The sequence below is a fragment of the Fulvimarina fulva genome (genome assembly GCF_039652615.1).
Taxonomy (GTDB): domain Bacteria; phylum Pseudomonadota; class Alphaproteobacteria; order Rhizobiales; family Rhizobiaceae; genus Fulvimarina.
On record NZ_JBDJAC010000002.1, the window covers coordinates 408,540 to 421,632 of the forward strand.

At 61.3% G+C, this 13,093-nt stretch carries 11 protein-coding genes and 1 pseudogene; 8 read left to right on the forward strand and 4 right to left on the reverse strand.

Going from position 1 to position 13,093, the window contains the following annotated elements; all coding sequences use genetic code 11:
- Positions 1 to 17 precede the first annotated feature (17 nt).
- Both ABDX79_RS05460 and ABDX79_RS05465 read left to right on the forward strand, forming a co-directional pair.
- A complete protein-coding gene (locus tag ABDX79_RS05460) occupies positions 18 to 1,052 on the forward strand; it encodes a hydantoinase/oxoprolinase family protein (protein ID WP_346219240.1) in 1,035 nt (344 codons plus the stop codon).
- A 263-nt stretch (positions 1,053 to 1,315) separates the two neighbouring features.
- Positions 1,316 to 2,992 carry a DUF262 domain-containing protein gene (locus ABDX79_RS05465; RefSeq protein WP_346219241.1) on the forward strand — a complete coding sequence of 559 codons (1,677 nt, stop codon included), beginning with the start codon at positions 1,316 to 1,318 and terminating at the stop codon, positions 2,990 to 2,992.
- Positions 2,993 to 3,332: 340 nt separating this feature from the next.
- Here the strand turns inward: ABDX79_RS05465 and ABDX79_RS05470 are convergent.
- Positions 3,333 to 4,456 (reverse strand): annotated as a pseudogene (locus tag ABDX79_RS05470) (IS5 family transposase).
- Positions 4,457 to 5,452: 996 nt separating this feature from the next.
- Between ABDX79_RS05470 and ABDX79_RS05475 the strand changes: the two are divergent.
- Complete coding sequence (locus ABDX79_RS05475; protein WP_346219242.1) at positions 5,453 to 6,331, forward strand: NAD(P)-dependent oxidoreductase; 879 nt, start codon at positions 5,453 to 5,455, stop codon at positions 6,329 to 6,331.
- 31 nt (positions 6,332 to 6,362) lie between these two features.
- Here ABDX79_RS05475 and ABDX79_RS05480 read toward each other — a convergent pair whose 3' ends face one another.
- Positions 6,363 to 6,749: a response regulator gene (locus ABDX79_RS05480; protein WP_346219243.1), complete on the reverse strand. Its 387-nt coding sequence runs from the start codon at positions 6,747 to 6,749 to the stop codon at positions 6,363 to 6,365.
- A 109-nt stretch (positions 6,750 to 6,858) separates the two neighbouring features.
- On the reverse strand, positions 6,859 to 7,485 hold the full coding sequence (locus ABDX79_RS05485) for a histidine phosphotransferase family protein (protein ID WP_346219244.1): 627 nt from the start codon (positions 7,483 to 7,485) through the stop codon (positions 6,859 to 6,861).
- A 271-nt stretch (positions 7,486 to 7,756) separates the two neighbouring features.
- On the opposite strand from ABDX79_RS05485, the gene ABDX79_RS05490 reads away from it, so the two are divergent.
- The 4 genes from ABDX79_RS05490 to ABDX79_RS05505 all read left to right on the forward strand — a co-directional run bounded on the left by ABDX79_RS05490 (position 7,757) and on the right by ABDX79_RS05505 (position 11,119).
- Positions 7,757 to 8,503 carry a DUF1134 domain-containing protein gene (locus tag ABDX79_RS05490; protein WP_346219245.1) on the forward strand — a complete coding sequence of 249 codons (747 nt, stop codon included), beginning with the start codon at positions 7,757 to 7,759 and terminating at the stop codon, positions 8,501 to 8,503.
- A gap of 292 nt (positions 8,504 to 8,795) precedes the next feature.
- A complete protein-coding gene (locus tag ABDX79_RS05495) occupies positions 8,796 to 9,941 on the forward strand; it encodes a coiled-coil domain-containing protein (protein WP_346219246.1) in 1,146 nt (381 codons plus the stop codon).
- 289 nt (positions 9,942 to 10,230) lie between these two features.
- The gene (locus ABDX79_RS05500; RefSeq protein WP_346219247.1) at positions 10,231 to 10,536 is read left to right on the forward strand and encodes a hypothetical protein; all 306 of its coding nucleotides are present in this window, start codon (positions 10,231 to 10,233) and stop codon (positions 10,534 to 10,536) included.
- Between the two features lie 73 nt (positions 10,537 to 10,609).
- Positions 10,610 to 11,119, forward strand: coding sequence for an SRPBCC family protein (locus ABDX79_RS05505; protein WP_346219248.1), 510 nt, complete (start codon positions 10,610 to 10,612; stop codon positions 11,117 to 11,119).
- 97 nt (positions 11,120 to 11,216) lie between these two features.
- On the opposite strand, the gene ABDX79_RS05510 is transcribed toward ABDX79_RS05505, so the two are convergent.
- Positions 11,217 to 12,218 (reverse strand): 2-hydroxyacid dehydrogenase, encoded by a 1,002-nt coding sequence (locus tag ABDX79_RS05510; protein ID WP_346219249.1) that lies wholly within the window; start codon positions 12,216 to 12,218, stop codon positions 11,217 to 11,219.
- Between the two features lie 154 nt (positions 12,219 to 12,372).
- Here ABDX79_RS05510 and ABDX79_RS05515 point away from each other — a divergent pair, with 154 nt between their 5' ends.
- Entirely contained in the window at positions 12,373 to 12,942 is a 570-nt protein-coding gene (locus tag ABDX79_RS05515; RefSeq protein WP_346219250.1) for an SH3 domain-containing protein, read from the forward strand.
- Positions 12,943 to 13,093: the final 151 nt, after the last annotated feature.

The window sequence follows — 13,093 nt, forward strand, 5'->3', positions numbered from 1 at the left end:
CGCGATCGGGGCATGACATGGCACGGGCATTGGGTTGGGATATCGGCGGCGCGCACCTGAAAGCCGCCCTCGCCGAGGACGACCGGGTGATCAAGGTCTGGCAGAAGGTAACGCCGATCTGGAAGGATTTCGAGAGCCTTCAATCCGCCGTCGACCTCATCGAGGAGGAGGCCGGCCTCGTCGATCGCCACGCCATCACCATGACGGCCGAGGTCGCGGATGTCTTCCCCTCCCGCCGTCAGGGCGTGGAGCGCATCGCCCGCGTCATGGGCGAGCGCCTCTCGGGCGATATCCGGCTTTATGGTGGGGCGGCAGGCTTCCTCTCCCTCGGCGATGCCCGCTCCAACGTCTTCGATATCGCGTCGGCCAACTGGCACGCCACCGCTTCCCTTGCGGCCAAGCACATAGAGGAAGCCCTCTTCATGGACATGGGCTCGACGACGACCGATCTCGTGCCCATCGCCGATGGCATCGTCCACGCCTCAAAGGGCCATACGGATCGCGATCGCCTCGCCTCCGGCGAACTCGTCTATCAGGGCTATACGCGCACGGCGCTGATGGCGGTCGCCCGCGAGGTTCCCTTCGTCGGCCGCACGATTCCCGTCATGAACGAGTTCTTCGCCACCATGGCGGATGTCCAGCGCGTCATCGGCAATCTCGATGAGGAGGACGACCAGCACGAGGCGGCCGATGGCGGCGACAAGAGCCTCGAAGGTTCGCGCAGGCGCATCGCGCGGATGATCGGCATGGATACGGCCGATGCGCGGGATGGCGCCTGGGAATGGCTCGCTCACGCCTTTGCGGAGGCTCAGGTCCGCGCCATCCACGATGCGGCGCTGAAGGTCCTGTCGCGGGAGGAAATCACGGACGATGCGCCCCTCGTCGTTGCCGGCGCCGGCCGTCCGGTCCTCAAGCGCCTCGCCTCACGGCTTGATCGCGGCGTCGTCGATTTCTCGGACCTCGTCGACTGCCCCTCGGATATCCGCGACGCGGTTCTCAGATCGGCGCCAGCCAGTGCGCTGAGCGTGCTGGCGAATGCGGGGGATGGGTGAGGATCAGATAAAGCGCTTCTGGCTGATGTGGGCCGAAAAAGACCGTCAGTTTCTGGGGCCTAGATGGCGGAAAGCTGCCTCCCCAGAAGTACTTCCACGATTATGTCCCAGGCAGCCGCGTTCTTCGATAGGAACAAGCCTGTGAAGGACGATTGACTACGAGGCCTCGTTTGAGATGAACTACATTCGCGACGTGGTTAGCTGCGCAGTCAGTTGCAAGCTGCCTGAGTGAAGCGCTCGCTACTGAAAACTAGGGAATTGTCATGCAGCTAAGTCCAACACACCTGACAGTCAACGAACTACTCGGGGGACGGCTCTTTCGTATTCCTGACTATCAGCGGGCCTACGCTTGGGGTCCTCGGCAGCGGGACGATCTCTTCAGGGACATTGTTGCAGCGAAAGAATCTGGTCGGGAACACTTCATGGCGACGGTCGTCGCTTTGGCGTTAGACAAACGCCTGATTGGGGCTGACGCGTTCAAGACCGTCGAGATCGTCGATGGTCAACAGAGATTGACCACGCTGATCATTCTGATCAAGGCGATCGAGAAGGCGCTCAGTAAGGATCAGGCGCAGGAGAAGGTTCGTCTCGACCTTCGCAACCTGCTCGTCAAGAATGACGATCACTCCCTTGTTCTGCTACAAACGAACCATGACGCGTCCGACGTTTTCGTCGACTACATCCGCGACGGCAAGATTAGAGAAGATAACGCGACTACCGCAGCTGACTTAAGGATCGTTGACGCTGCCCGGGAATGCGAAGATTTCGTTCAACTTTGGCTGCACGAGCGAACGGCGATCGATCTAATCGCGACCATCCGGCACCAGCTCTCTATGATCTACCATGAGTTGGCCGATGAGACGACAGTATATCGGGTTTTCGAAGTTCTGAATAGTAGAGGGCTGGACGTTAAGTGGATCGACAAGCTTAAGAGCCAGTTGATGGCTCTACTTTTCGAGCACCTTACCGACGATGCTCGCGCCGAAGCGGTGCACGAGATGCGGGTTGTGTGGCAGGACATCTATCGTATCCTCGGATTAGAGGACAAACTTGGCGACGAAGCGTTGCGCTTCGCTGGAACGTTGGCCTTGGTCGATCGCCCGAACCGTATCCTGAGCGAGCAGGATGCGGCTGCAGAAATAACGCGTGTGGCAGGCGCTGCGCAAAAAACGATCGTTGGTGCGGCCAAGAGCCTTCGCGAGGTTGTACGTGCCGTTAACACCCTTGACCGGAGCGTCCGCCTGCGGGCTGTAACCCGCATCCGACACGCTAGGTTTGTTGCGACCGCAATACTCCTTGGTGGGTTCGAGAAATCGACGCAGGACCGTTTGCTCGGTCGGTGGGAAAGGGTCACGTTCCGGATATTCGGACTGGGTGGCGCAGATACCCGCCACAAAGTTGGCGACTACGTCCGCCTTGGATATGATATCGGCACCGGCTCACTTTCTGCGAAGGAGGTCGAAGATCGCCTCCGAGAGTTGGGGGATGGGTGGAGTATCAATGAAGTGATTCTCGGTCCCGATTACTGGTCCGATTGCTATAACCAATGGACAGAAGAGTTGCGATATATTCTGTTTCGGTACGACGAACACCTAGCTGACGAAGCGGGCACGCCCTTCGATACTACTCAATGGAACAAGATATGGGCTGAAGAGGCTTCTCGGTCGATCGAACACATCCAGCCGCAGAGTAGTCAGGTGAGCTACGTTCACCATCTTGGCAATCTCACAATGCTCCCACCGCGGGTCAATTCAAGGCTTCAGGACAAATCGCCCCTTGAGAAGTCATCAACCTACCGCGGTTGTGGCTTGGCAGCCACTCGCGCTGTTGGTGAAGAGATTCGTACTGCAACTGATAAAGACATGGAGTGGGACGAGGTAGCCGTTCAGACGCGGACAAAGAGAATCGAAGAGTTCGTTCGAAAGGAATGGGCTGATTAACGCATTAGAGTTTCCTGCAAGCAATCGCAATTGAAGCACCAACCCCCTTACAGCCTCTTCCGGTTTGTCTTAGGCTAGTGATAGGTGAGCGGGAAGCTTCCATCTTGCAGCTGACATTGCGCCTTCGGCTTAATCCAGTTTGAAGTTCGTTCTGGCCCACCGAGAGGACCAGGACATGAAGCGCAATCGTTTTTCCGAAGAGCAGATCATCGGCACCTGGACACCTCCGGAAACGCGCTGATTTTAATGTCGTAGACGGATTGGGCGCCGCGCCGACCACGTCGGCCCCGTTCCGACGCTGATTTTGGGCCGAATGACTTATTCTACGGCCGTTTTCGGCTCATGCGGACGCAGTTCGGCTGTTGAGCCATTGCCATCGGTTCATGTTGTAGGCCATGTTGGCGAGCGTGATCGTCGCTTCTGCCCTGGCGATGCCGATTGTTCGGATCACCATGCCCATCGGCCCCTTCTGGCGGGCGAAGACATGCTCGACGCATGATCGAACGGTCGACTTCGCCGCGTTCGCCTTGCGGGTCGCGACCGGCATGGGGTTGCCTTTAGGCTTTCGCCAGTGAATACGGCTGGTCTTGCCGACCTTGTCGAGAAAGCGTTCGTTCTCTGCCGAACGGTACGCGCTGTCCGCCCACTCGTCGGACGCGGTGTTGTCCGGATCGATCAGGCCCCGCGTAGACGCGCTCCATCGTGGGCCGCGGCGTCGGTGACGAGAGAGTTGCGGATGATGCCATGCCGGCGGTCAATCGAGATGTGCGTTCGCTGGCCGCGCTCGGACCGATGGCGCGCTGGCCGCTTACTATAGCCGAAGGTCGGGATCGCGATGTCGACCTGTTGCTTCTGGCCGTCCTCGGCGGGTTTGGCCTTCGAGAACTTCACGGTCCAGCGAGCGTGGGTATCTTTCTGACGCGCCTTGAACGGCTCGTCCTTCCAGATCTCTTTCGCGCTCTCGCCCGCCTTGATCCGAGCCTTCTCGTCCTCGGTATTTCTCTGGTGCGGAGCGGCAACGAGCGTCGCGTCGATGATCTGGCCAGACATCGGAAGATAGCCGGCCTCCGTGATCGCCCGATCAAGGCGCGCAAACAGGGCATCGAGCGCATCGGCGGCGATCAGGGCCTCGCGAAAGTCCCACAGCGTGTTGGCGTCCGGGACGCTGTCGCCGGGTCCCAAGCCGCAGAAGCGCATCCCACTCAGCCGGTCCTTCACGAGAAACTCGGTCTGTTAGAGCGAGAGACCGTTCAGCGCCTGAAGCACAAGCATCCTGAACTTCAGAACCGGATCGAAAGGAGGTCTGCCGCCTTTGCTGCGAATGCCGGGCGGAACGGCCTTCAAAAGCTCCGAGCGGAACATCTCGAAATCGACGGTCGCCGCAAGCTTCTCAAGCGGGTCGCCCTGTTTGGAGAGCTGAGACAGCCGATCCGAAACGTCCCAAAATCCAAGCTGACCCGACATCCGATCCTCCCCACCAATACGACGTCAGTGAATCAGATTACCGAGAAACATGCCAGTTTCCGGAGGTGTCCAAGTTGTAGACATTTTCGCTGCACTTTTTCTAGAAAGCATCCAACGCACCCTCGACTGCTTCGATAGCCGAGGATAGGTTTCCTCGGAATAGGCGTCGTCACCCCGGCCTCCGAGCGCGCAAAGCGCCCATTCCAGAAGCCCATCGGAACGTCGGGTGGTGCGTCTCCACTTCCACCACCAAGCGGATGAACGGCCAGAGGAATGGGTCCCGGGTCAAGCCCGGGATGACGACGCCGAGGGATCGCTCCTTGAAGACGAGAGCGCCCGAGAACAGCGAAAACCGAAAACTTATCCCCGCCCCCCGCGCCCTCGCCTACACTCCGCCCATCGCATTCCGGATGGCACGGGTGATCGCCGGGATCCCTCGGGAATGCGTGCGGTGTCTGCGGCGCGTGGCTTATTCCGGAAGCTGCCGCGTCCCGGACGTCTCGCGGCCCCGTTGGCTCCTCGCGTACTACGGCGCGGGTGTGGATCGGCCCACTTGACCACCTTCTCGAAGGTGGGAAACGCCAACAGCCGCCCGAAACATGAGGGCCGTCCCTTGGATGAGCCGTTCATCGGTCCGTTCCGCGAAACCCGCCTTCCGGCGGCATTCCGGATCGGGTGCCGGGAACGGGCCTGCCGGGAGAAGGCCGTTCATGGCTCGGGCGAAGCGAGGTGCGATAAATCCCGCGCGGAGTGCGCCGGCGGCAAGCCGTTTCACTTCCCTCTTTCGGAGGCCTGCCTCCGGCGCGCCGCTGCCAGGGCGGCAAGACATCTCGGACCGTCCCACCGGCACACGAGCCGGTAACGACGGTTCTTTGGAGACCCCGGCTTGCGCGACGAGCGCGGGAACGCGAACCCGTGCCTGATCGTCGTCCCGGCGTTGAAAGCTGCCGCTTTCCCCATATCTGCCCGTCTTCATGAAACATTGCGGAGGCGATCATGGCGAAGACGGCGTTCATCGGGCTTGGGGTCATGGGATATCCGATGGCCGGGCACCTCAAGAACAAGGGTGGCCACGAGGTCACGGTCTGGAACCGCACCGGCTCCAAGGCGGAGAAATGGGCGGGCGAACATGGCGGCGACCATGCCGCGACGCCGAAGGAGGCCGCGAGCGGCGCCGAATTCGTCTTCATGTGCGTCGGCAATGACGACGACGTGCGCTCGGTCGTCTACGGCGATGACGGCGTCCTTGCCGGCATGGAGAGCGGGGCGACCCTCATCGACAACACCACCGCTTCGGCCGAGCTTGCCCGCGAGCTTGCCGCCGCCTGCAGCGAGAAGGGCGTGAAGTTCATCGATGCGCCGGTCTCGGGCGGTCAGGCGGGCGCGGAGAACGGCCAGCTCACCGTCATGTGCGGCGGCGACAGGGAAGACTTCGAGGCGGCGAAACCCGTCATCGAATGCTATGCCAAGATGGTCGGTCTCATGGGCGAGAGCGGCTCGGGCCAGATCACCAAGATGATGAACCAGATCTGCATCGCCGGCCTCGTTCAGGGCCTGTCGGAGGCGGTCGCCTTCGGCCAGAATGCGGGCATGGACATCGAGAAGGTGATCTCGGTCATCTCCAAGGGCGCGGCCGGCTCCTGGCAGATGGAAAACCGCTGGAAGACCATGAACGAGAACCACTACGACCACGGCTTCGCGCTCGAATGGATGCGCAAGGATCTCGGCATGTGCCTTGCGGAGGCCAGACGCAACGGCTCGCAGCTTCCGGTCACCGCGTTGGTCGACCAGTTCTATGCGGAAGTGGAAGCCATGGGCGGCAAGCGCTGGGATACGTCGGCCCTTCTCGCCCGCCTGCGCAAGCCGGCCGGCTGATCAGGCCGAAGCGATCCGGCCGGGACTTCGATCAGGCCGCGAGTTCGGCGGCGCGCTTGTGGATGTGCAGCGTCTCGGTAAAACCATCGGCGTCGAACGGCTTCATCAGGATGCCGTTCGCCCCCGCCCGGCGCAATCGCATCAGCAGCCCGATATTGCGCTCGACGATGGAGACGAGGATGACCGCCCTGCGCCCCGCGCCCCGGTCTTCCCGGATCGCCTTGACGAATTCGGTGACTGTGCTGTTCCCGCCGGTGCCGGAGAGGATGGCGAGGTCCGGTATGCCCGCCGCCGCGATATGCGCCTGTGCCGCAGCGAGGGTCTCCACGACGGTGACCTCATAATCCGCTTTGGCGAGAATGCGCTCACCGATCTTTCTCACGATCGGCATCTCGTCGAACAACAGACATGTCGCCATGGCGGGCGCTCCCTCTTCAGTATGTGCTCATAGGGTCACCGGCGGGCGGCATTCCGATCCGAGCCTAACCTGAGGAAGCTTGCCAAATGGTATGCGAAAGTGCCGTTGTTCAGCCGATGGTGAAGGTCACGCTGCCTTCTTCCATCACGTGGGACACGGTCAGTCCCGCTTCGTTGGCACAGAACAGCATGTAATAGGGCTGGATGGTCTGGGCGCTGATCGCTTCGCCCTCGTATCGGCCTTCGATCAGCGCGATCGTATCGGGCTGGATCCGGATACGCTGCGCCTTGGCGGAGACGGTGGCACGGCCCGGATCGGCTTCGGTGATCTCGACCCTCACCTCGCCGCCACGGCTGATGCTCGATGTCGCGAGCACGATCAGGTTGAGAACCGCCTTGGCGAAGTTCTTCGGCGCGTAGCCCGGCTCGCCGATCCAGACGAGTTCGGGCTTTTCGTGGGACATATAGCCTTCGGCCACCGATTTCGCATCGTTCAGATCCACCGCCGCCGTCTGCGAGCCGGAGGCACCATAGGCCATGCGGGCAAATTGCAGCTTGCCGACGGCCGCCTTGCAGGAATTGCGCACGAGGCCCATGGATTCGGCATCGTCCGGCATGTCGTCGAGGAGTTCGAGGCCGCTTTGAATGCCGAACACCGGCGAGATGATGTCGTGGCAGATTTTGCTCGCGAGCAGCGCCGCAAGATCGGCCGGCGCGAGTTCTGGCAGTTTGTTCATCAGGCGTTCCTCGTATCGGTTTGGCGCGGCCTTCTGAACCGCTTCATCTCGGGTGCTCGACTTCGCGCGCGCATCTTCGCTCCAGACGTCTGGCAAGCTGCCAGGAACGACCGGCTCCAGCACCCCATCCTGGCATCTCCTTTCTAACTTGCGCCAGCCTGATTTCGCATCGTCCGAACCCCGTTAGCGATTTCGAAAGCCTAACGTTTTCTAATGGAGACCAAGAACGCTCGCCCACGCGCCCATTCGATCGGAGAGGGGTCGACCGCCCATGTCATCGACACGATTTTCAATCGCAGCAGCCCTGATCGCCGTCCTGTCCTCGGTCCTGGTGTTCACACCGGGCCCGGCCAGCGCACAATACGCGGCACCGGCACAGGGGGAATATTCCGGCCAGCCGAACTACGCGGCGCAATCTGGTGGATATTCAGATCCGGCCGGCACCTATGCCGCGCAGAATGGATACGGCACACAACAATCCTACGGCAACCAGCAACCCTACTCGGCTCCACGCCAGCAGGCAGCGGGCAACGGCGCCGACTATTCCATGGACGAGGTGCTGCGCTCGGGTCATCACTTCTTCGGGGCAACATCCGGCGGCCTCGCCCAGCTGATGCAGCAGGCGATCCAGAGCTACGGCCTACCGAACGGATATATCCTCGGTGAAGAAGCCTCCGGCGCATTCATCGGCGGGGTGCGGTTCGGCGAGGGCACACTGTACACGAAGAATGCCGGCAATCACCGCATCTTCTGGCAGGGTCCGTCGATCGGCCTCGACGCCGGCGCGGACGGCGCGCGCACCATGATGCTCGTCTACGATCTACCCTCGGTTGAGGCGATCTACGGTCGCTATGGCGGGATCACCGGCACCGCCTATCTCGTCGGCGGTTTCGCAATGACCGGGCTCAAGCGCGGCAATGTGATGATCGTTCCGATCAAGACCGGCGTCGGCGCACGACTTGGCGTGAACATCGGCTATCTGAAGATGACGCCAGCTCCGACCTGGAATCCATTCTGATACCGTATCCGGCTGATGAAGCCAGGGACGGCATCAGAAGCCCGCACGGCGCAAGAGCGTTATCGAATCCGTTATTGCGAAACGATCAAACCGAACTCGGATAAGGGGCGGCGGGGAGTGCGAAACGCTCGCCTTTCACAGCTGCCATAGGACAAGGGGCTTTGCCCGCTCGAAAATCGCATTCGCGCAACAGCATCCGCGATTTCATCACCCTTTTCTCGCTTGAGGGGCGAATTCCGCGCAAAGGCGATCTATCTTGTGTCAGCCTTTATCAGCATGATCGTTCGCCCCCATGATTACCGCCGCCCTCACATTCGCATTCGGGTTTCTCCTCGCCCTTCTCTGCGCGTTGCTGATCGCCCCGCTCGTCTGGAAACGGGCCCGCTCGATCGCCAGGCAGGAATTCGAGGCGACGATCCCGGTCAATGCGCGGGAAATCCAGGGCACCTATGATCGCTTGCGCGCGCAGACTGCCTTTGAGTCCCGCCAGCGCGAGATCGCATCGGAAGAACGCGAGCAAAGGGCCGCTCTTGAGCGCGCCGATGCAGGGCGGATTGCCAGCGAGAATGCCGAGCTGAAGGCCCGCACCAAGGCGCTGACGAAGCAGGTCGCGCAGCAGATGGGCGAACTGGAGGAGCTCAATGCGGCTCTTTCCAAACGCGAGGCCGAGGCCGACGAGGTCGACACCGAGCTGCGCGAGGTCCATCACGACCTGAGGGTCCGGATCGAGGAATTTGAAGAGCTTGGCCGCAGATTCGAGGAGATGACCGACATCGCCGACGAGCGGAAGGTTCAGATCATCACGCTCGAAACGCGCAACGACGAACTTGCCGACCAGCTGCGCGCTCTGGAACGGCGCTCGCGCGAAAGCGGCAATTCGGTCGACCGGCTGTCCAACGAGGTCGAAGGGCTCCGTGCCCAGCTTGCGAAGGAGCGCTCGACCAACCAGCGGCTGGAGGCCAAGGTGACCCGCCTCACCGGCCAGCTTGCCGATCGCGACGACCAGCTCGACCGCATTTTCTCGCGCGGTGGGGGCGAACGGGCGATGGAGACCAGCCGGCCGATCACGGCCGAAGAGCGGGCCGAATACAGGCTCAGACGTTCGGCAGAGGCCGAAGCGAACGCTGAAGATGGCGGCGAGACGAGGGTTGCAGCGGCAGTGGTCGAAGAGACGACCAATGTTGCCACTGAGAGCGGATCACCCGATCATACCGCACTCGACGCGATCGAGGACCCGGCGAAACTCCGCGAAGAGGTCGCGGACATCGCCGCCCGAGTGATCGAACAAACGGCCCGGCAGGAAGGCCCCTCATCGCCGATCGAAGCCATTCTGGCAGCGGCACAAAACGATCAGCGGGGTTCAGCTGGCCCCCACCCCAGTCTCGCGGCCCGTGTCGGCGCGATCCGCCGCGAGCGTGAGAGCGAAGCGGCACGGTAGCGTTCGGTCCCACGATCTGTCGGTGCGGACGATGGGTCAGTCTGGAGGGGCTTTCAATCCAGGCGTTTCAACTTGCAGGCTCCGAGACGACATCATCACGGCCCGGTCCATCCACTGCCGTGCGAAAGCGCGGACCTCGTCGCGCCGCGACAGATGATAACAGCACTCGGTCGTTCATGTGTCGGGCACAAAAAAGCCTGCGCTGACGGGCATGGTTGATCGCCGCACAAAAGTTCGCATGTGAGCGTGGTCACAGGAGAAGCCGATGCCGACACGAATTCTGATCGTCTTGATCGCGCTGCTCGCGACTACGGTTTCGGGCTCTGCTCAAAGAGGTCTGGAGGATCTGCTCCAGAACGCGCCTGAAAACCAAGTATCAGGCGACGGCAATGATCGTGCTGGGCCCACAGGCCCGTTTACGGAAAATATGGACGATGTGCTCGTGATCGATGGCAACGGGCACGAACTCGATCCCAACTCGGCAGGTGTCGCGGATACCCTTCGCCGGCTCGATGAAGCGGTGAAAGCACTGGAGGCTGCGCGCAACAAGCTGCCGGGCGGACCGAATTCTTCCACAGATCAAGAAGAAAGGTGACCGATCCTGAGAGCGCTTGACGTCTTTGCAGGCGCGCATAGCTGAGGGGCGCAACGGTTTTAGAGGTGCGACCATGCATGCAATCGGCTGGCCCGAGGGATTTATCCCCGGTTTTACGGACAATTTCGCCTCGAACGAAATGATTGTAGCCGGCCTATCCGCCGAGAATATCTGGCCGCTGGTCAGCTACCCGGAGCGATGGCCGACTTATTACGACAATGCGGGCAAAATTGAATTTCACAACAATGCCGGCCCCGAACTCAAGGTCGGCGATCGCTTCCGCTTCGATACGTTTGGCTTTCCAGTCGAATGCGAGGTTGTCGAGGCCACGCCGCCAAAAGGCGACCAGCCGGGCCGGATCTCTTGGCACGGCTGGAGCGGGGATGGCGAGGATCTACTCGATGTTCATCATGCATGGATAATCGAGAATCTGGAAGGCGGGCGTGTGCGGATTCTCACGCAGGAAACGCAGAACGGAAAACCGGCCAAAGAGCTTGCCCAAGAGACGCCCAACCCCATGGTCAACGGCCACCAGAACTGGTTGGAAGGGCTTGTCGGGGCCGCACGAAAAGACTCGGCGTAAAGTCGCCGTAGGGCGGTCTCAATCGGGCAGCGTTATTCGAAGACCGTTGATACGTCTCAAGGACCAGGCGGAGAAAGGATTGGCTTAAAGAGAGACTTTAAGCACGCCCCGGCAAGATGCGGTCCGGCGGACGGTGACCGTCCATCAGCGTCCGGATGTTGATGATCACCTTCTCACCCATATCGACGCGGCCTTCCAGCGTCGACGAGCCCATATGGGGCAGGAGCACGACCTTGCCGCTTGTCGCCAGCTTCATCAGCTTGCGGTTCGATGAGGGCATCGTCTCAAACACGTCGAGGCCGGCCCCGGCGAGCTTTTCGGCATGGATGAGATCGACGAGCGCCTTCTCGTCGATTACATCGCCACGCGCGGTGTTGACGATGAAGGCATGCGGCTGGATCAGGGCCAGACGCCGGGCCGACAGGAGATGGAAGGTCGCGGGCGTCGACGGGCAATTGACCGAAATGATGTCGGCGCGAGCCAGCATCTGGTCGAGGCTCTCCCAATAGGTCGCGCCAAGCTCCGCTTCGGTCTTTGGATTGACCCGCCGACGGTTGTGATAGTGGATTTCGAGGCCGAAGGCCCTGGCGCGACGGGCGACCGCCGTTCCGATCCGGCCCATGCCGACGATTCCGAGCTTCTTGCCCCAGATCCGACGCCCGAGCATCCATGTCGGCGACCAGCCGGCCCAGGGTTCGGGCGACTGGAGAAGGTTCGCGCCTTCCACAAGGCGTCGCGGCACCGCGAGGATAAGCGCCATCGTCATGTCGGCGGTGTCTTCGTTGAGCACCGTCGGCGTATTGGTCACGTAGATGCTCTTCTCGTGCGCGGCCGAAATATCGATATTGTCGATACCGTTGCCGAAGTTGGCGATCAGCTTCAGCTTCTCGCCGGCCTTCTCGATGATGGTCCGGTCGATCCTGTCGGTGATCGTTGGCACGAGCACATCGGCCTCGCGGACCGCCGCGACGAGATCGAGATGCGACATCGGCCGATCATCGACATTCGTCCTGACATCGAACAGCTCACCCATCCGGGCTTCCACCGGAGCGGGAAGCTTTCGCGTGATCACGACAAGCGGCTTCTGGCGCTCCGACATCGGTCTACCTCAAGCAATCATTAACCGAACGGGGCGATGATCGTTTTCGACCGCTCGGGCCCTCGTCCTATCAAGTCGCGACCGCGAAAACAAAAGTTTTCCGCGTGCGGGCTGAAGGCGAGACCGGCAAGACGCAGGGCAGATCGAGGATCTCATGCCATTCAAGCATCTTTCGAAAATTCGCTCGGCAAGCAGAACAGCGTTCCGCGTCACGCTTGCGGGCGCCGTACTCGCGGGCTCGCTCATGGCAATGCCCGCGCCATCTTCGGCCGTCGAACTCGGGCGCTATTCCAAGCTGCCCCTTCCCCGTTATGTGAGCCTCAAGTCGAGTCGGGTGAACCTGCGCAATGGCCCGGGCCGCGAACACAAGGTCAACTGGCTTTATCTGAAATCGGGCCTGCCGGTCGAAATCATCCAGGAATTCGACCATTGGCGTAAGATCCGCGACTCCGACGGCACCGAGGGCTGGGTCTATCACTCGCTCCTGTCCGGCGAGCGCACTGCCATTGCGGCGCCGTGGCTGAAGGGCAAGAACGCCCTTATCGACGTCTACAAGAGCCCCGCCAAGGACGCGCCGCTCATCGTCCGGATGGAGCCCGGCGTCGTCTCGAAGGTCGAGAAATGCAATGCCGGCTGGTGCGAGATCGCGGTCTCCGAACGGGTCGGATATGTCGCGCAAACCGATATCTGGGGCGTATATCCGGACGAGCCCATCGAAAACTGACGGAAGCTGCTTTCCGTCAAAGCCTCCAGACCGAAGCCGGCGAGCCTTCCGAAAGCGTCCCCTTTCGAAAGGCCGCCGGCAGCCGGGTGCTTGCATATGGGGCTCGCCGGGCGGGCCCTAACAAAAAGGCGACGTATCCGGCCGGATCGTC